The following is an 18255-nucleotide window of genomic DNA, read 5'->3' as shown; positions in this document are numbered from 1 at the left end:
GATGGTTCCCTCTGAGCGGTGGGCGTGCCGAAACTGAGGGCCACTTTCAAAGATTCGCCCCCACCGTCTCCGCTAGTGAACAGGGCACGCCCATGTCTCGGACCTCAGCGCCGCCGCCCCCGTCGGCCGATGCGCAGCCGCAAGCGCCCGCCGACGCCTCACTCGGCAGCGGTCTCAAGCAGCGCCATCTGTCGATGATCGCCCTCGGCGGGGTGATCGGTGCCGGACTCTTCGTGGGCTCGGGCACCGGCATCGCCGCCGCGGGCCCGTCCATCGTTCTCGCGTACGCGATATCCGGCGTGATCGTCATGCTGGTGATGCGGATGCTCGGTGAGATGTCGGCGGCCAATCCGGCCTCGGGTTCCTTCTCGGTGCACGCCGAGCGGGCGATCGGGCCGTGGGCGGGCTTCGCGGCGGGCTGGTCGTTCTGGGTGCTGCTGTGTGTGGCCGTCGGTATGGAGGGCATCGGCGCGGCCAAGATCATGACGACCTGGATGCCGGGGACGCCGGAGTGGGCGTGGGTGGCCCTGTTCATGGTGGTGTTCCTGAGCGCCAACCTGGCGGCGGTGAAGAACTTCGGTGAGTTCGAGTTCTGGTTCGCGGCCCTCAAGGTCGGTGCGATCGCGCTCTTCCTGGTCATCGGCGCGCTCGCCATCGTCGGGCTGCTTCCCGGCTCCGACGCCCCCGCGCCCGGCGCGGCGAACCTCACCGGTGCGGGTGGTTTCTTCCCGCACGGCAGCGAGGGCCTGATCATCGGCCTGCTCGCCTCGCTCTTCGCGTACGGCGGCCTGGAGACGGTCACCATCGCGGCGGCCGAGTCGGAGAACCCGGTGCGCGGCGTGGCCAAGGCGGTGCGCACCGCGATGTGGCGGATCGCGCTGTTCTACGTCGGCTCGATGGCGGTCGTGGTGACGCTGGTGCCGTGGGACGACCCGAAGGTGGTCGCCAAGGGCCCGTACGTCGCGACCCTCGACCACCTGGGCATCCCCGGCGCCGGCCAGATCATGAATGTGATCGTGCTGATCGCCCTGCTCTCGGCGATGAACGCCAACATCTACGGCGCCTCGCGGATGGCCAACTCCCTGGTCCAGCGGGACCAGGGGCCCAAGTTCCTCGGCAGGGTCTCCGGCGGCGTCCCGCGCCGTGCGGTCATCGCCTCCTCGCTCGGTGGCTTCCTGTGCGTGCTGCTCAGCTACTGGCGGCCGGACGACGTCTTCGTCTGGCTGCTGAACATGACCGGTGCGGTCGTCCTGGTCGTCTGGGTCTTCATCGCCGTCTCGCAGTTGCTGCTGCGCCGTCGCACCGAGCGCGAGGCGCCCGAGACGCTGGTGGTACGGATGTGGCTGTACCCGGGGCTGACCATCGCCGCGCTGGTGGCGATGGGTGCGGTGTTCGTACTGATGGCCCTTCAGGAGGGCACCCGGGACCAGCTGTGGATGACGGTCGGCCTGACGGCGGCGCTGGCCGCGCTGGGCTTCGTACGCCAGAAGACGAAGGAAGGGGCGGCGGCTCCGCGGGGCTGATCCCGCTCTCCTGCCGCCTTGTCGGGAGCCCGGTTCGCGCAGTGTGCGCGGGCCGGGCTTCCGGCGTTTTGGGGGCTCGTGGCCCGGGGGCCGCGGGGGCTCTCCGCCCTTGGCCCTACGCCCTTTTACTGAGGCAGACCTTAGCTGCCGATCGAAATAAGTGCTGGTAGCGTGCAGATGCATACGACTTGCAATAAGCACTCGGAGGGGTCGGACGACATGGCCATTTACACGCTTCCTGAACTTCCGTACGACTACGCGGCGTTGGAGCCGGTGATCAACCCGCAGATCATCGAGCTGCACCACGACAAGCACCACGCCGCTTACGTCAAGGGCGCCAACGACACCCTTGAGCAGCTCGAAGAGGCACGTGACAAGGACGCCTGGGGCTCGATCAACGGTCTGGAGAAGAGCCTCGCGTTCCACCTCTCCGGCCACATCCTGCACAGCATCTACTGGCACAACATGGCCTCCCCCAAGAACGGCAACGGCGGCGGCGAGCCGTCGGCGGCCGACGGTGTGGGCGACCTCGCGGACGCGATCACCGAGTCCTTCGGCTCCTTCGCCAAGTTCAAGACGCAGCTGACGAAGGCCGCCGCGACCACCCAGGGCTCCGGCTGGGGCGTGCTGGCGTACGAGCCGGTCAGCGGCCGCCTCATCGTCGAGCAGGTCTACGACCACCAGGGGAACGTCGGCCAGGGTTCCGTCCCGGTCCTCGTCTTCGACGCGTGGGAGCACGCCTTCTACCTCCAGTACAAGAACCAGAAGGTCGACTTCATCGAGGCGATGTGGGCCGTCGTCAACTGGCAGGACGTGGCGAAGCGGTACGCCGAGGCGAAGGACCGCACCCCGCTGATCACCCCGTAACCCGGGACCAGCGGTGACCCCCGCCGGACCGGCGGGCCCCGATACGCCCTGCTCGTGATCGTCTTCTCAACTTTCACCGGGCGGGTGGAATGACGAAGAGCCCCTGCGAGGACATGACTCGCGGGGGCTCTTCCGTGTGCGCCGCCGTGTGCGCCACTGCGCGCGCTGCGAGGGGGCTGCTCGCGGTACGTCGCTCAGGAGGCGAGCCCCGCCTGGTGGGCGAGGAGGGCGGCCTGGACCCGGCTGTCGGTGCCGGTCTTGTCGAGGATGACACCGACGTGGGTCTTGACGGTGCCGGTGCCGATGCCGAGGCGGTCGGCGATCAGGAGGTTGGGGAGGCCTTCACCGAGGAGCGCGAGGACTTCGCGTTCGCGGTCGGTGAGGGCGGCCAGACGGCGCCGGAGCACGGCGGACTCGTCCTCGGCCCCGTCGTGCGGGGCGCCCTGGAGCATGTGCTTGATGACGGTGCCGGTGACGCCCGGGGAGAGCACCGCGTCACCCGAGGCGGCGGCCCGGACCGCCCTGATCAGCTCCTCGGGGCCCTCGTCCTTGAGGAGGAAGCCGCCGGCGCCGGAGCGCAGGGCGCGGGTGACGTTCTCCTCGTCGCCGAAGGTGGTGAGCATGACGACCTGCGGGGCCGGGTCGAGGGCGCGCAGCGGGGCGACGGACGCGAGACCGTCCTGGACGGGCATCCTGATGTCCACCAGGGCGACATCCGGGTGCAGTTCGGCGGCGAGCGCGACGGCTTCGGCGCCGTTGACCGCCTCGCCGACGACCTCGATGTCGTCCGCGTGCTGGAGGATCATCCGTACGCCGTGCCGGATCATCTCCTCGTCGTCGGCGAGGAGGACGCGGATGGAGGGCGTCGGGGGCGTCGTCGGCATGCTGCGCTCCTGCGGTTCGGGGCCGGTCAGGGGGCCAGGGGCACCGGGAACCGGTCGATGGCCGCCAGAGTATTACCGGCGAAACAGTAACGGGTCACCGCAAGATGCTCATTACCCAACATATCGTCCGTATAGGGAAAGCGGCAGTCCGTGGTGCCGGCCGGCCTGGCGGGCTCCCGGCCCGCCGCCGCCGCGCGGACCGCCGGACTGTCCACTCCGAGGGAGCCCTCGACCTGCTTCCTGGTCATCCCCACCTCGACCTCCTGGGTCGCCGGCATGTCGGGGCCCGGCCTCGCCTCGCTCACCAGGGCCACGGCGAACGCCATCATCACCGAGACTCCGCCGAGTGCGATCACGGCGGTGACCGCGCCGCCGAGCCTGCGCTGAAGTACGCCGATCCAGCCCTCGGAGGCCGCGAACTCCTCGGCGGTGGACGCTTCGCGGGGGCGGGCCCGGGTGGCCCCCGCTGCCTGCTGAGCGGTCTGCTGCGGGACGGTCGGGAGGGTGGCCGCCACCTCGAAGCCGCCGTCGGGGGCCGGTCCCGAGGTGAAGGTGCCGCCGGTGAGGGCGACGCGTTCGCGCAGACCGGTCAGGCCTCGGCCGGTGCCGAGGCCGGTGGGGGGCGGCGCCTTCGGCGGTCCGTTGCGTACGGCGATGCGGACCTGGTCGCCGGCGTGCGTCACGGTGACGGTGACCTGGGCGCCGGCCGCGTACCGGTGGACGTTGGTGAGGGACTCGCGCACCACGCGGTGCACGGCGCGCCGCACGGAGGGGCCCGTCGGCCGGTCGAGGTCGGGGCCGTTCCAGGTGAGGGTGACGGGGATGCCGCCGCTGCGGGACTCGGCGACCAGGGCCTCGATGTCGGAGCGGGTGCCGGTGGCGTCGGTGAGCGCGTCGGTGCCGGTGTCGCGCCCCAACGGGCCGAGCACCCCGAGCACTTCGCGCAGTTCACGCATGGCGTCGCGGGTGGTCTGCCGCACCAGGGCGGCCTCGTCGCGGAGCTCGGGCGCCTCCTTGGACAGTGCCATTTCCAGGCCGCCCGCGTGCAGCGAGATCAGGCTGAGCCGGTGGCCGACCAGGTCGTGCATCTCGGCGGCGATCCGGGAGCGTTCGTGGATGCGGGACTCGCTGTCGGCGAGGCGCTGGGCCTCCTCGGCGGCGGCGGTGCGTTCGGCGAGCGCGGTGACCAGGCGGTCCTGCTGCCCGGCGGCGGCGCCGACCAGCCCCGGGACGATGACGGTCACCCCGGCGAGCAGCGCCCCCAGCGCCAGCCCGTACTGCCAGCTCCCGGCGTGCAGGGGGCGGGCGAGGAGGGCCGTGGACACGGCGGCAAGTGCGTACGCCGCGAGGAGTACGAGGCTGCGGCGGCGCGGGTCCGGCAGGCGGCGTGTGGCCGCGAACGCGATCAGCGCGAGCGGGAGTCCGGACGCGGGCAGCAGCCCGAGGAGGGGTGCGGCGCCGAGCAGTGCCGCGGTGGGAAAGCGCCGCCGGGCCGTCACCAGTACCAGCACCAGCGCTCCGACGAGGAACTTGCCCGCGACCGGCAGATAGGCGGTGGCGGATCCGTCGAACCCCTGCCGGTCCATCAGCATCATCAGCAACCCGGCGACGAACGCCTCCGCGAGGGCACGAAGCAGACGACGGCCGAGGAGCGGAGTTCGGGACATAGCGGAAATTATCACCACCGGAAGAGCCCACAGCCGTACACCTCGCGAAGGATCCCCCCTCTACCAAACGAAAGAGACACCCGGCCAACCCCGGCCCCGCAACCCCACCCCCTCACCGGGGCAAGTACCCCGTCCCTCCCGTAGCCACGAACTCATGAGCCACCCCCACCTCGTGCAACCGCGCAAACGGCGCAAACGGAACCCCGAACTCCGACTCCCCCCGGTCAAAGTTCCACGTCTTGTGAAACTCCACCCGGTAGTAGTGCGCATTGGGCCGCACCACCCGGTACTGAATCCCCCGCACAGCCAACCACCAGTCCACCGAAGTCCCTGGCGTGATCAGCACCCCCCGCCACTCGTCGGCCTCCGACCAGTGGCCCGCCTCCGCCTCCATCAGCCGGGCATTCACCGCCGCCCGGACCGGCGGAAGAGCCACCAGCTCGGCGGCATCGAGCGCATAGGGATTACCCGTCCCCGCCAGATAGTGCCGCAGCATGCCGGACGCCCGGCGCAGTCCGATCAGCCACCAGAGCCCGGCGAGGGCGTAACACCCTGCCCGCACCACCCGGTCGGTCGGGCGTACGGGCAGGGTGGCATGGGGGGCGTTGTCGTTCGGCAGGGACGGATCACCGTCCGCACGTCCACCACCCGGCAGGTTCGCCTCCTGCGCGGGGGCGGGGACGCGGGGGGATCCGCCCTTGCCTATGTCGCCGCGTATCTCACCTGTCTCCATACGGGGACGGTATGGGTGGCCGGAACGTTCTGCCTGTTGGGAGCGGCCGGTCGGGCAGGCGCCCCCACCCTCGTACCCCCGCCTCCGTTCCCCCGGCCCCATGCCCCCGCCTCACCTCACGCGAAGTCCGGCTCCGCCGTCCGGGTCCGCTTCAGCTCGAAGAAGCCCGGGGTCGAGGCGACCAGCAGCGTCCCGTCCCAGAGGCGGGCCGCCGCGTCGCCCTTCGGGGCGGGGGTGACGACCGGGCCGAAGAAGGCGACCTGCCGGCCGGAGTCACCGGGGACCGCGATCACCGGGGTGCCGACCTCCTGGCCGACCAGCGAGATGCCCGCGTCGTGCGAGGCGCGGAGTTCCTTGTCGTACGTCTCCTGGGTGGCGAAGTCCGCGAGCGAGGCGGGCAGACCGACCTCGGCGAGCGCCTCGGGGATGACCTCGGGGTCGGTGACGCCGCGACCCTCGACGTGGATGCGGTTGCCGAGCGCGGTGTAGAGCTTTCCGACAACCTCGTCGCCGTGCAGCTGCTGGGCGGCGATGACGACGCGCACCGGACCCCAGGCGGCCTTCATCGCCTCGGCGTACTCCTCCGGGACGTCACGCCCCTCGTTCAGTACCGCCAGGCTCATCACGTGCCAACGGACCTCCACCTCACGGACCTTCTCGACCTCATGCATCCAGCGGGATGTCATCCACGCCCAGGGGCACAGCGGGTCGAACCAGAAGTCTGCGGGCGTCTTGGCAGCCGTTTCGGACATATCGATATCTCCTCGATGAGGTGCGTCACAGGTACGTGCCGGGACAACCCTCGCCGGGCCTCCCCCATTCCCGTGTGTGCTCCGTCAGGTGCACATGCGAGGATCGGTCCTGTTTCGAGAAGCGTCGTACGCCCTGCGAAGACGCACGAAAACATCCGAAGACCCGTCACACACATGTCCCGCATGTCACAAAGGAGTGCCCGTGCCCGGTGAGAACCTGTCCCGCGACGAAGCCCAGGAGCGGGCCGAGCTGTTGTCCGTCCAGGGGTACGAGGTCGCGCTCGACCTGCGTACGGCGGTCGGCGATCACGAGGGGGACGGGCCGCGCACCTTCCGCTCGGTGACCACGATCCGCTTCCGGTCCACCACCCCGGGCGCCGGCACGTTCGCCGACCTTCTCGCTCCTTCGGTGAACTCGGTGACGCTGAACGGCACTTCGCTGGCTGTTTCCGAGGTCTTCGACGGCGTACGCGTCACCCTGAACGATCTCGCCGCCGAGAACGTCCTCGTGGTCGACGCCAACTGCGCCTACAGCCGCACCGGCGAGGGCATGCACCGCTTCGTCGACCCGGAGGACGGCGAGGTCTACCTCTACACCCAGTACGAACCGGCCGACTCGCGCCGTGTTTACGCAAACTTCGAGCAGCCCGACCTCAAGGCCCCGTACCGTTTCTCGGTGCGGGCACCCGAGGGCTGGACCGCGTGGAGCAACGGTGCGGGCACTCTTGCCGACGGCGTGTGGACGTTCGCGGAGACCAAGCCGATCTCGACGTACATCACGGCCGTCGTCGCCGGTCCGTACCACTACGTCACGGACACCTACACCCGCACCCTGCCGGACGGCTCCACCCTCGACATCCCGCTCGGCGCGATGTGCCGCAAGGGTCTGGCCAAGCACTTCGACGCGGACGACGTCTTCCTGATCACCAAGCAGGGCCTGGACTTCTTCCACGACAACTTCGACTACCCGTACCCCTTCGGGAAGTACGACCAGGCGTTCGTCCCCGAGTACAACCTCGGCGCGATGGAGAACCCGGGGCTGGTGACCTTCCGCGAGGAGTACATCTTCCGCGGCCGGACCACCTCTTCGGCGTACGAGGGCCGGGCCAACGTCATCCTGCACGAGATGGCGCACATGTGGTTCGGCGACCTGGTCACCATGCAGTGGTGGGACGACCTGTGGCTGAAGGAGTCCTTCGCGGACTTCATGGGTTCCTTCTCGATGGTCGAGGCGACCCGCTTCACCGACGGCTGGATCACCTTCACCAACCGCCGCAAGGCCTGGGCGTACCGCGCCGACCAGCTGCCCTCCACCCACCCGATCACGGCCGACATCCGCGACCTGGAGGACGCCAAGCTCAACTTCGACGGCATCACGTACGCCAAGGGCGCCTCCGTCCTCAAGCAGCTCGTCGCATACGTCGGCCGGGACGCCTTCCTGGAGGGCGCCCGCCGCTACTTCAAGGCGCACGCCTACGGAAACACCCAGCTCGGCGACCTGCTCTCCGCGCTGGAGGAGACCAGCGGCCGTGACCTCGCCGAGTGGTCGCGCGCCTGGCTCCAGACCGCCGGCGTCAACTCCCTCACCCCCGAGGTCACTTACGACGCCGAGGGCCGCATCACCGAACTGGCCGTCGCCCAGGAGGCCGCGGCCTCGCACCCCGAGCTGCGCCCGCACCGTGTCGCCGTCGGCCTGTACCGCCTCGAAGGCGGCTCGCTGGTCCGTTACGCCCGTACGGAGACGGACGTGGCCGGCCCGCGCACCGTCGTCACCGACCTCGCCGGGTCCGAGAAGCCCGCCCTCATCCTGGTCAACGACGACGACCTCACGTACTGCAAGATCCGCTTCGACGCGCTGTCGCTGGACACCCTGCGCGCCCACCTCGGCGACCTCACGGACCCGCTGGCCCGCGCCCTGTGCTGGTCGGCCCTGTGGAACCTGACCCGCGACGCCCTCATGCCGGCCCGCGACTTCATCGACCTGGTGCTGCGTTTCGCGGGCCGCGAGTCCGACATCGGCGTCCTGCAGATGCTGCACGCCTGGACGCAGACCGCGCTCGGCCACTACGTGACGGCCGACCGGCGCGAGGAGGGCGGCCGGCTGCTCGCCGAGGGCGCCCTGCGCGAGCTCCGCAACGCCGAGCCCGGCAGCCAGCACCAGCTGACCTGGGCCCGCTTCTTCGCCTCGGTCGCCTCCTCGGACGCCGACTTCCAGCTCCTCGAAGGCCTGCTCGCCGGCACCGCGAAGATCGACGGTCTCGACGTCGACCAGGAACTCCGCTGGGCGTTCCTCTCCCCGCTGGCCTCGCACGGCATCGCCGACGAGAAGGCCATCGACGCCGAACTCGCCCGCGACGACACGGCTTCCGGCAAGCGCCACCAGGTCCGCTGTCTGGCCTCCCGCCCCTCCGAGGCGGTCAAGGCGCAGGCCTGGGCAGCGGTCGTCGAGTCCGACGCCCTGTCCAACGCCCTTGTCGAAGCCACCATTTCCGGCTTCGAGCAGGGCAGCCAGCGGGAGCTGCTCGCCCCGTACGCGACGAAGTACTTCGACGCGATCGAGCGGGTGTGGAGCGAACGTTCCATCCAGATCGGCGTACTGGTGGTGCGGGGCCTGTACCCGGCCCTCCAGAACCCTGCGGCCACCCTCGCCGCGACCGACACCTGGCTGAGCACCCACCAGGACGCGGCTCCGGCGTTGCGACGACTGGTGCTGGAGGCCCGGGACGACCTGGCCCGGGCACAGTCGGCGCAGGAGTGTGACGGGCGGGCGTAACTCCCCCTCCCCCTCCCCTTCTCTCCCCCCTCCAGACCTACGGGCTCCCGGTGCCGACTCGGCGCCGGGAGCCCGTAGGTTTTCCCGGCCGCCCACCGGGGCATTGCTCGGCAGTCGAACAGCCGTACTTTAGGGCGGGGTTGTCCCGAATTGTCGACGGAACTGTAACAGCGGTTAGAGGGCCGGGGCCGGGTGGGCAAGTCCTCGGCATGAACAACAACACGCGCCGCCCGTCGCAGACCACCGCCTCCGCCCCCTCCACCGCCGCCGTTCCCCACATCCCCTCCCCCGCCCGGGCCGTTCCGCTCAGTCACCTGTCCTTGGTGGAGCGGCGGGTGCTGACCACCGCTCAGCTGCGGGAGCACGGGGTGAGCGCCACGAAGGCGGCGTCGCAGTGCCGGGACGGGGGGCCCTGGCAGCAGTTGCTGCCGGGGATTTTCGTGCTGCACCAGGGCCCGCCGACGAGTGAGGAGCGGCTGCACGCGGCGCTGTTGTACGCGGGGCGCCCGGGACTGCGGGGGCAGGGCGAGCAGGAGGGGTGGGAGAGCGAGGCGGTGGTGACCGGGCTGGCCGCGCTGGCGCTGCACCGGTTCACGTCCGCGCCACCGCTGCTGGGCCTGGAGCACATCGATGTGATGGTGCCGCGGACGCGGCGGCTGCGGTCGACCGGGTGTGTGCGGATCGTGCGGGCGCACGCGCTGCCCGGCACCCAGATGATCACCGGGCTGCCGGTGGCGCCGGTGGCGCGGGCGGTGGCCGACGCGGTGGCGCATCTGAGCGACGCGGACACGGTACGGCGGATCATGGCCGAGGCCGTACGCGGCGGGCACTGCGAACCGTCCGCGCTGGTAAGGGAGTTGAATCTGGCCCGACTGCTGACCCGGCCGCATGTCGCGGACGCGGTGGACTCGATCGTCGCCGAGGGGCGGTCCGTCGGGGAGGAGCGGCTCTACGAGATGGTGCGCGCCTTCGGGCTGCCGGACCCGGTGTGGAACGTGGATCTGCGGCTGCCGGGCGGGCCGCATCTGGGCGGGGTGGACGCGTTCTGGCCGGACCAGTCGGTGGCCCTTGAGCTGGACACCCGGGTGCCGCGCCGGCACGGGGACGCAGCGGGGTCTCCCCTGTCCGGGCGGAGCCGGGAGCTCGGGGAGTGGTCGGAGTACGCCCGTAAGCGCGAGCACCTGGAGCGGCTCGGCATCACCGTCATCCACATGACCCCGCAGAAGCTCCGCGAGGCGATGGACCAGCAGGCGACCGTGGTGCGGACGGCACTGATGGCCTCCGCCGACCGCGACCCGGCCGCCTACGTGGTCGTACTCCCCCGCTGACCCCTCACTTCCCCCGGCCGGCCGCTACTTCCGCAGCCCCTGCTTCTTCGGCCCTCACGGCTTGGGGCAGAACTCCGCTTCCACCACCGAGCCCGTGTCGCCGCTCCAGTCGCCGTTGAGGTTGAGGGCGAGGGACTGCCGGCCGTCGACGGTCGTCACCGCGTGGGTGGACGAGCCGTGGATGCCGCCGGTGTGGCCCCAGACCTCCTTGCCGCAGGACAGCTTCTGCGAGAAGAGGCCGAGTCCGTAGTGGTAGCCGGGGGCCATGTCGCCGATCGGGACGGTGGTCTTCATCTCCTTCAGCTGCTGTGCGGGCAGGAGCTTGCCGGTGAGCAGGGCGCGGTAGAAGCGGTTGAGGTCGCCGGTGCTGGAGATCATGCCGCCCGCGGCTCCGGCGAGGGTCGGGTTGAGTTCGGTGACGTCGTACTTCTTGGTGGCGGCGGGGTCGCGGGAGAGCTTGGAGTAGGCACGGCTGCTGGGCTTGGGCATCCGGGACTCGTCGTGCGGGACGGAGGTGGCGCGCAGCGCGAGGGGGCGCAGGATGCGCCGTGAGATCTCGCTCTCGTACGAACGGCCGGTGGCCTTCTCGATGACCATCCCGGCGAGGATGTAATTGGTGTTGGAGTACTGCCACTTGGCGCCGGGTTCGAAGGCCGGGGCGTGCCCCAACGCGACCTTCACGAGCTGCCGCGCGGTGAGGGAGTCGTAGCGGTGCTCAAGAAAGCCCGCCCCCATGCGCTCCTCGCCGAACTCGGGGTCCGAGGTGTAGTCGAAGACGCCGCTGGTGTGCTGGAGGAGCTGGCGCAGCGTGATCTTCGCGCCGTCGTGGCCGTGCCCGCGGACGACTCCGGGCAGCCACTTCTCGACGCGGTCGTCGAGGCTGAGCCTTCCCTCGGCCTCCAGCTGGAGGACCACGGTGGCGGTGAACGTCTTGGTGAGCGACCCGACCCGGAACCGGTCCTGGGTGCTGCGCTTCTGCTTGGTGGTGAGGTTGCCGACGCCGGCGGTGGCGGTCCACGGGCGGGACCCTCCCGGGCCCTCGGCGCGGGCCACGACGCCGGGGACCCCGTCCTTCAGCACCAGGGCGTCGACGGCCGCACGGGTCCGGTCGTGGCCTTCGGTGGCGCTCCCGACGACCTGGGCTGTGGCGGGCCCCGCCAAGGCGCCGGTGCCGAGGAGGGCGGCGGCGGTAAGGGTGGTGAGGAGGGCGGTGGTGCGGGTGCGGCGTGCGGACATCTGGTTCCCCTGCTGGGTCGGATGCGTGCCGGGCGACGGGTGCGGCGGCATGTCGCGGGGGGAGACCGGGGGTGGGGCGCGAAGGTTGACACCCCTTCCGGGGTTGACCCACTTCCGGCCAATCCGGGGGCCGGGACCGGGGTGGGCGGGGGTGGGCGGGGTATCGCGAGGAGGGCTGCGGCACAGCCAAGGGCCCCGCCCCCTGCTGCCCCGCGGGGGCATTCCAGGGAGCGCGGGGAACCGCGCGAGCAACCACGACGCACCCGCACGTACTCCCCCGCCCCGCGGCCGGCGGTTCAGGGAAGGGGCGGGGAGAGGGGAGGGGCGGGGAGGGGAGGGGAGGGGAGGGGCAAAGCCCGCCGCAGGCGCAAACCCCCACCCCGCTTCAGTCCCGCCCAGAACCTCCCTCGCCCACCCTCCCCACCGCCGGCCTCGTGCGCCACAACTCCAGCCCCGTATCCACCAGTTCCACCCGCTCCAAGCCCCCCACCGCCGACAGTGGATGCCAAGCCGCAAGGTCCGTCGATCCCCCCGTCTCGTGCCTGAGCTCACCCCCGGTGACCTTCGCCTCGTACACGATCCGCAGTCCCTGAAAGTCCGCGAAGGAGCCGAGCCGCCGCGGATACCTCCGCCGGATCGAGTCGAGCCCGAGGAGCTGCACCGGCTCCACCGTGTAGCCCGTCTCCTCGTCGACCTCCCGGACCACCGCGTCGAGTGGGTCCTCGCCGTGTTCGAGTCCGCCGCCGGGCAGCGTCCACCGCTTGGCCCCGTCGCGGGCCACCCAGCGGGCCAGCAGCACTTTCTCTTCCCGTACGCACACGGCGTAGGCGGCCACTCTCAACTCTGCGTTCATCTGCCAAAGCTAGTCACAGCGGCTGTGGATTGCTCTTCGGACGGCCGAAGTCGCTCCCGTGGCGGTGGGCGGCCAGTGGCGGATGTGCGCCATGGTCAAAATCCGCCTCGGACAACTCTCCCCAAACAACAGTCACTTACGTCATGCTGACCGGTCACGGGATACCGGAATCCGGACCGTTTCCTTCACAACCCTGCTCATTTCATTCACCCAGGGATGCATGTACATGACTGTCGATTCCCAGGACGCTCCGCGCCGCTCCGGCGCGAGACGCGCCGCCCGAATAACCTTCGCCGCCTCGCTCGTCGCCGCCCTGTGTGCGACCGCGCCGCTGCCCGCGTTCGCCGCCAACGCGCCCGAGCCCACGCCCCCGGCGCCCAAGACCGCCGAGGCCAAGCTCGGCAGCACCGACGAGTCGCTGCTCACCAAGGCGCAGACATCCGGGGCCAAGGACGTCACCGTGATGGTGGCGACCACGCCCGGCGCCACCGAGCAGGTCACCGCACAGTTCGACGCGGTGCCCGGCGCGACCGTCGGCCGCACGGACGACAAGCTCGGCTACGTACGGGCCACGCTGCCCACTGCGAAGGCCGAAGCGGCGTTGAAGGCCGCGTCGAAGCTCTCCAGCGTGCAGGGCATCGACCTCAAGCAGGAGATCGAGCTGGACGACCCGACGCCGGCCGGCGACCGGGCCGCGGGTGCCGCCAAGGCGGCCAAGGGGACGTACGCCGCGCCGGGGAAGAACACCCCCGCCGAGAACCCGTACAACCCGTCCTTCGAGACCGGCGCCGTCGACTTCGTGAAGAAGAACCCGAAGGCGGACGGCCGCGGCGTCACCATCGGCATCCTGGACTCCGGCATCGACCTGGGCCACCCGGCGCTGCAGAAGACCACCACCGGCGAGCGCAAGATCGTCGACTGGGTCACGGCCACGGACCCGGTGGCGGACGCCGACCTGACCTGGCGTCCGATGCTCACCGAGGTCAGCGGCCCGACCTTCACGGCCGGCGGCCGGACCTGGTCGGCGCCCGCGGGCACCTACAAGTTCAACGTGTTCCGCGAGAACTCCACCACGGGCGGCGACGCCAAGGGCGACCTCAACCGTGACGGCGACACCACCGACGTCTGGGGCGTGCTGTACGACCAGGCCGCCGGAACCGTCCGCGTGGACCTCGACAACGACGGCGACTTCGCCGACGAGGTCGCGATGAGCCCGTACAAGGACAAGTTCCAGGTCGGCCACTTCGGCAAGGACAACCCGGCGACAGACGTCGTCGAGCAGATCCCGTTCGTCGTCGAGTACCGCAAGGACGTCGTCTACAACGCGGCCGGCGCGAAGACCGACTTCGTCAACATCGGTCTCATAGAGAGCGAGCACGGCACCCACGTCGCGGGCATCACCGCCGCGAACAGCCTGTTCGGCGGCAAGATGAACGGTGCGGCGCCCGGCGCCAAGCTGGTCTCCTCCCGCGCGTGCACCTGGACCGGCGGCTGCACCAACGTCGCACTCACCGAGGGCATGATCGACCTCGTCACCAAGCGCGGTGTCGACATCGTCAACATGTCGATCGGCGGTCTGCCGGCCCTCAACGACGGCAACAACGCCCGCGCCGAGCTCTACACCCGCCTCATCGACACCTACGGCGTGCAACTGGTCATCTCGGCCGGCAACAGCGGCCCGGGCACCAACACCATCGGTGACCCCGCCGTCGCCGACAAGGTGATCTCCGTCGGCGCGTCCATCTCCAAGGAGACCTGGGCGGCCAACTACGGCTCGGTCGTGAAGACCAAGTACGCGATGATGCCGTTCTCCTCCCGCGGCCCGCGCGAGGACGGCGGCTTCGCGCCGACCATCACCGCCCCCGGTGCCTCGATCAACACCACCCAGACCTGGCTGCCCGGCGGTCCGACCCTTGAGTCCGGCTACCAGCTCCCGGCGGGCTACTCGATGCTCCAGGGCACCTCGATGGCGTCCCCGCAGGCGGCGGGCGCCTCGGCGCTGCTGATCTCGGCCGCCAAGCAGGCCAAGCTGGACCTCACGCCCGCCAAGCTGCGCACGGCCCTGGTCAGCCAGGCCGACCACATCAAGGGCACCCAGGCGCACGAGCAGGGCGCCGGCCTGATCAACGTCGTCGACGCGTGGAAGTCCCTGAAGAAGGGCGCCACCGCTCACGAGTACACGGTGAAGGCCCCGGTCGACACCGCGATCGACCAGGCCCTGAAGACCCCCGGCTTCGGCACCGGTCTGTACGACCGCGAGGGCGGCCTGAAGGCCGGTCAGAAGAAGACGTACGACATCACCGTCACCCGTACCTCGGGTCCGGCCGGGGACGTCCGCCACGAACTGCACTTCGAGAACAACGACGGCACGTTCAAGGTCGTCGGCAACGACGTCGTGAAGCTGCCGCTGAACAAGCCGGTCACCGTCAAGGTCTCCGCGCAGCCCCGCACCGGCGGCATCCACAGCGCCGTCCTGGAGGTGTCCGACAAGGCCACCGAGGGCATCGACAAGCAGATCCTCACCACGGTCGTCGCGGCCGATGAGCTGACCAAGCCGTCTTACTCGCTGAAGAAGACCGGCACGGCGCAGCGCAACGGACCCACCTCGTACTTCGTCAACGTGCCCGCGGGCGCGAAGAACCTCGAAGTGGCGCTGGGCGGCCTCGCCGCGGGCAGCCAGACCCGGTTCATCTCGATCCACCCGTACGGCGTCCCCTCGGACCCGACGTCGACGATCAACTGCTACCCGAACTACGCGAACCCGGAGAACACCTGCCGTCCCGACGTCCGGTCCTACCCGGAGCCGGCGCCCGGCGTCTGGGAGATCGAGGTCGAGTCGCGCCGCACCTCCCCGCTGCTGGACAACCCGTACACGCTGGACGTGACGCTGCTGGGTGCGGACTTCGACCCGGCGGTCAAGGTCGTCCCGGAGGCGAAGATCGGCACCCCGGCCCCCGTCGAGTGGAAGGTCACCAATGGCTTCGGCGCGCTGACCGGCAAGCTGAAGGGCGGCCCGCTGGGCTCCGCGAAGGTCGCCACACCGACCATCAAGCAGGGCGAGACGCAGGAGACCACGGTCGTTCTGGGTGAGGGCGCCGAGCGCCTCGACGTCGCCATCGGCAAGGTCTCCGACGCCAAGGCCGACCTGGACCTGGTGGTCCTGAAGGACGGCAAGGAGGTCGGCAAGGCCGCGGACGGCGACTCCGAGGAGGCCGTCAGCCTGCTCAAGCCCGCCGCCGGTACGTACACGATCGTCGTGGACGGATATTCGGTTCCGGCCGGCAGCACCACCTACGACTACCGCGATGTGTTCTTCGCGGCGTCCCTCGGCACGGTCACGACCGACGAGTCCACGTCCCTCACTCTCGCCAACGGTGCGTCCGCCCAGGTCACGGCCTCGGTGAACGTCGGTGGCGCGGCACCCGAGGGACGTCGGTTCTTCGGCGAGGTCCAGCTGCTGAACGCACGTGGCACGGTCGCGGGCAAGGGCAGCGTCCAGATCGACAAGGTCACGCCGTAGCACCGGTGCTCCGAGGAGCAGGTCTCTGAGGAGTACGTGCTGAGGAGTACGTGAAGCAGGGGCGGGCCGGGATTTCTCCGGTCCGCCCCTGCTGCGTATGCCTGCTCGGGCCCCGGCCGCTCAGACCTCGACCAGGACCTGGTCCAGCGTCTTGCGCACCAGGTCCGGGACCATGCAGTCGTCCGCCGGGTAGCCGACCGGGATCACCGCGAAGGCCTTCTCGTTGACCGGGCGGCCCAGCACCTCGGCGAGGAAGCGCATGGGGCTGGGGGTGTGGATGAGGGCGGCGAGCCCGGAGAGGTGGAGGGCGGAGAGCAGCATGCCGACCGCGATGCCGACCGACTCGTCGACGTAGTAGTGCTTGCGCTTGGTGCCGTCCTCGGCGAGCCAGTAGCGCTGCTGGAAGACCACGATGAGGCCGGGGGCATCCGTGAGGTGGGGTTTGACCTCGTCGGTGCCCAGTGGGCGCAGGGCGTCGAGCCATTCCTCGCCGAGGCGGCCGTCGTAGCTGATCTGCTCCTCCTCCTCGGCGGCCTCGCGTATCCGGCGGCGTACGTCCGCGTCCTTCACCAGGACGAAGGTCCAGGGCTGCTGGTGGGCGCCGGAGGGGGCGGTGGCGCCGCAGGCGATGGCGTCGCGGATGACCTGGTCGGGGACCGGCTCGGTGGAGAACTGGCGGACCGTGCGGCGCTCGTCCATCCGTCGGCGGAGCTCGGCTGCGCGGGCCAGGGATTCGGCCGCGTCCATCCGGGCGGGAGTGTAGGGAACCGGCCGGTAGGGGTCGCCGTGGGTCGGTGTCCACTTGTTCTTTGTCACAGTCATGGCCAGAGCATCTCGGGGGCAGGGGCCCTGTGTCCCGTACTTCGGACAATCGATTGGACAAGGCGGACCGCACCTCCCGCATCATGGGTGCCAACGCCGCAGGCCGTCGCACCTGCGACAACAGCCTGTGTCCACGGACTGAGGAGTCACTGTGAGGGTCGGAATCGTCGGAGCCACCGGTCAGGTCGGCGGAGTTGTGCTGCGGATCCTGGCGGAGCGCAAGTTCCCGGTGCAGGAGCTGCGGCTGTTCGCTTCGGCCCGCTCGGCCGGATCGACGCTGGAGTGGGACGGCAAGCCGGTCACCATCGAGGACGCCTCGACGGCCGACTTCACCGGTCTCGACATCGCGATCTTCTCCGCCGGTGGCGCCACGTCCAAGGCCCTCGCCGAGAAGGTCGCCGCGCAGGGCGTCGTCGTCATCGACAACTCCTCCGCCTGGCGCCGTGACCCCGAGGTCCCCCTCGTGGTCTCCGAGGTCAACCCGCACGCGGTGGCGGACCGCCCCAAGGGCATCATCGCCAACCCGAACTGCACCACGATGGCCGCGATGCCGGTGCTGCGCCCGCTGCACGACGAGGCCGGCCTGACCGCGCTGATCGCCACCACCTACCAGGCCGTGTCCGGCTCCGGTCTGGCCGGTGTCGCCGAGCTCGACGGCCAGGTGAAGAAGATCGTCGATCAGGCCGCGGAGCTGACCCACGGCGGCGACAAGGTCGCTCTTCCCGAGCCGAACGTCTACAAGAAGCCGATTGCCTTCAATGTTCTGCCGCTGGCGGGAAGCATTGTCGACGACGGTTCTTTCGAGACGGACGAGGAACAGAAGCTCCGCAACGAGTCCCGGAAGATCCTGGAGATCCCGGACCTGAAGGTCTCCGGCACCTGTGTGCGCGTTCCGGTCTTCTCCGGCCACTCGCTCCAGGTGAATCTGCGTTTTGAGCGACCGCTCAGCGTGGAACGCGCCTACGAACTGCTCGGTGGCGCTCCCGGTGTCGCTCTTTCCGAGATTCCGACGCCGCTCGAAGCGGCCGGTCAGGACGTCTCCTACGTCGGCCGCATCCGCCTGGACGAGACCGCCGAGAACGGCCTCGCACTGTTCCTCTCCGGCGACAACCTCCGTAAGGGCGCTGCCCTGAACGCGGTACAGATCGCCGAACTGGTGGCGGCCGAGCTCAACGGCTGACGAGGGCCGGCCGCGGGTCGGCCGAGACCGTTCGAAACGTGGGCGGGGCGGAACCTTTCCGGGTTCCGCCCCGCCCTGGTACGTATCCGGGCCCTCATCGGGCCGAACGCCGCAGAA

At 70.2% G+C, this 18255-nt stretch carries 13 protein-coding genes; 6 read left to right on the top strand and 7 right to left on the bottom strand.

Annotation, left to right across the window (positions count from 1 at the left end):
- The first annotated feature begins 92 nt into the window (after window positions 1-92).
- Together ACIA73_RS17115 and ACIA73_RS17110 are read left to right on the top strand one after the other, a co-directional pair.
- A complete protein-coding gene (locus tag ACIA73_RS17115; RefSeq protein ID WP_399439319.1) occupies window positions 93-1523 on the top strand; it encodes an amino acid permease in 1431 nt (476 codons plus the stop codon).
- Between the two features lie 219 nt (window positions 1524-1742).
- Window positions 1743-2390 (top strand): superoxide dismutase, encoded by a 648-nt coding sequence (locus ACIA73_RS17110; protein WP_399439318.1) that lies wholly within the window; start codon window positions 1743-1745, stop codon window positions 2388-2390.
- Between the two features lie 194 nt (window positions 2391-2584).
- Here the strand turns inward: ACIA73_RS17110 and ACIA73_RS17105 are convergent, their stop codons facing one another.
- From ACIA73_RS17105 to ACIA73_RS17090, 4 genes are all read right to left on the bottom strand, one after another.
- The gene (locus ACIA73_RS17105) at window positions 2585-3274 is read right to left on the bottom strand and encodes a response regulator (protein ID WP_399439317.1); all 690 of its coding nucleotides are present in this window, start codon (window positions 3272-3274) and stop codon (window positions 2585-2587) included.
- Between the two features lie 26 nt (window positions 3275-3300).
- Entirely contained in the window at window positions 3301-4941 is a 1641-nt protein-coding gene (locus tag ACIA73_RS17100) for a sensor histidine kinase (RefSeq protein WP_399439316.1), read from the bottom strand.
- A 112-nt stretch (window positions 4942-5053) separates the two neighbouring features.
- Window positions 5054-5674 (bottom strand): hypothetical protein, encoded by a 621-nt coding sequence (locus ACIA73_RS17095; RefSeq protein WP_399439314.1) that lies wholly within the window; start codon window positions 5672-5674, stop codon window positions 5054-5056.
- Between the two features lie 116 nt (window positions 5675-5790).
- A complete protein-coding gene (locus ACIA73_RS17090; protein ID WP_399439313.1) occupies window positions 5791-6426 on the bottom strand; it encodes a DsbA family protein in 636 nt (211 codons plus the stop codon).
- Between the two features lie 202 nt (window positions 6427-6628).
- Here ACIA73_RS17090 and pepN point away from each other — a divergent pair, with 202 nt between their 5' ends.
- Together pepN and ACIA73_RS17080 are read left to right on the top strand one after the other, a co-directional pair.
- Window positions 6629-9199, top strand: coding sequence for an aminopeptidase N (gene pepN / locus ACIA73_RS17085; RefSeq protein WP_399439312.1), 2571 nt, complete (start codon window positions 6629-6631; stop codon window positions 9197-9199).
- A gap of 209 nt (window positions 9200-9408) precedes the next feature.
- A complete protein-coding gene (locus ACIA73_RS17080; RefSeq protein WP_399439311.1) occupies window positions 9409-10527 on the top strand; it encodes a hypothetical protein in 1119 nt (372 codons plus the stop codon).
- Window positions 10528-10581: 54 nt separating this feature from the next.
- Here ACIA73_RS17080 and ACIA73_RS17075 read toward each other — a convergent pair whose 3' ends face one another.
- Both ACIA73_RS17075 and ACIA73_RS17070 read right to left on the bottom strand, forming a co-directional pair.
- Complete coding sequence (locus ACIA73_RS17075) at window positions 10582-11763, bottom strand: serine hydrolase domain-containing protein (protein ID WP_399439310.1); 1182 nt, start codon at window positions 11761-11763, stop codon at window positions 10582-10584.
- A gap of 385 nt (window positions 11764-12148) precedes the next feature.
- Window positions 12149-12616, bottom strand: coding sequence for an NUDIX hydrolase (locus tag ACIA73_RS17070; RefSeq protein WP_399439308.1), 468 nt, complete (start codon window positions 12614-12616; stop codon window positions 12149-12151).
- Between the two features lie 226 nt (window positions 12617-12842).
- Between ACIA73_RS17070 and ACIA73_RS17065 the strand changes: the two genes are divergently transcribed.
- The gene (locus tag ACIA73_RS17065; RefSeq protein ID WP_399439307.1) at window positions 12843-16136 is read left to right on the top strand and encodes a S8 family serine peptidase; all 3294 of its coding nucleotides are present in this window, start codon (window positions 12843-12845) and stop codon (window positions 16134-16136) included.
- Window positions 16137-16256: 120 nt separating this feature from the next.
- On the opposite strand, the gene ACIA73_RS17060 is transcribed toward ACIA73_RS17065, so the two are convergent.
- Complete coding sequence (locus ACIA73_RS17060; RefSeq protein WP_399439306.1) at window positions 16257-16958, bottom strand: nitroreductase family protein; 702 nt, start codon at window positions 16956-16958, stop codon at window positions 16257-16259.
- A gap of 151 nt (window positions 16959-17109) precedes the next feature.
- Here ACIA73_RS17060 and ACIA73_RS17055 point away from each other — a divergent pair, with 151 nt between their 5' ends.
- Window positions 17110-18138: an aspartate-semialdehyde dehydrogenase gene (locus ACIA73_RS17055; RefSeq protein WP_399439304.1), complete on the top strand. Its 1029-nt coding sequence runs from the start codon at window positions 17110-17112 to the stop codon at window positions 18136-18138.
- The last annotated feature ends 117 nt before the right edge of the window (window positions 18139-18255 follow it).

The sequence above is a fragment of the Streptomyces sp. NPDC051561 genome (assembly GCF_044454195.1).
Taxonomy (GTDB): domain Bacteria; phylum Actinomycetota; class Actinomycetes; order Streptomycetales; family Streptomycetaceae; genus Streptomyces.
The sequence above is the reverse complement of the archived record's forward strand: the minus strand, read 5'-3'. Positions and strand labels throughout refer to the sequence as shown.

Bases quoted from the DNA above. Each gene is read 5' to 3' on its own strand.
- ACIA73_RS17115 (WP_399439319.1), top strand. From the start codon at position 93: ATGTCTCGGACCTCAGCGCCGCCGCCCCCGTCGGCCGATGCGCAGCCG.
- ACIA73_RS17110 (WP_399439318.1), top strand. From the start codon at position 1,743: ATGGCCATTTACACGCTTCCTGAACTTCCGTACGACTACGCGGCGTTG.
- ACIA73_RS17105 (WP_399439317.1), bottom strand. From the start codon at position 3,274: ATGCCGACGACGCCCCCGACGCCCTCCATCCGCGTCCTCCTCGCCGAC.
- ACIA73_RS17100 (WP_399439316.1), bottom strand. From the start codon at position 4,941: ATGTCCCGAACTCCGCTCCTCGGCCGTCGTCTGCTTCGTGCCCTCGCG.
- ACIA73_RS17095 (WP_399439314.1), bottom strand. From the start codon at position 5,674: ATGGAGACAGGTGAGATACGCGGCGACATAGGCAAGGGCGGATCCCCC.
- ACIA73_RS17090 (WP_399439313.1), bottom strand. From the start codon at position 6,426: ATGTCCGAAACGGCTGCCAAGACGCCCGCAGACTTCTGGTTCGACCCG.
- ACIA73_RS17080 (WP_399439311.1), top strand. From the start codon at position 9,409: ATGAACAACAACACGCGCCGCCCGTCGCAGACCACCGCCTCCGCCCCC.
- ACIA73_RS17075 (WP_399439310.1), bottom strand. From the start codon at position 11,763: ATGTCCGCACGCCGCACCCGCACCACCGCCCTCCTCACCACCCTTACC.
- ACIA73_RS17070 (WP_399439308.1), bottom strand. From the start codon at position 12,616: ATGAACGCAGAGTTGAGAGTGGCCGCCTACGCCGTGTGCGTACGGGAA.
- ACIA73_RS17065 (WP_399439307.1), top strand. From the start codon at position 12,843: ATGACTGTCGATTCCCAGGACGCTCCGCGCCGCTCCGGCGCGAGACGC.
- ACIA73_RS17060 (WP_399439306.1), bottom strand. From the start codon at position 16,958: ATGACTGTGACAAAGAACAAGTGGACACCGACCCACGGCGACCCCTAC.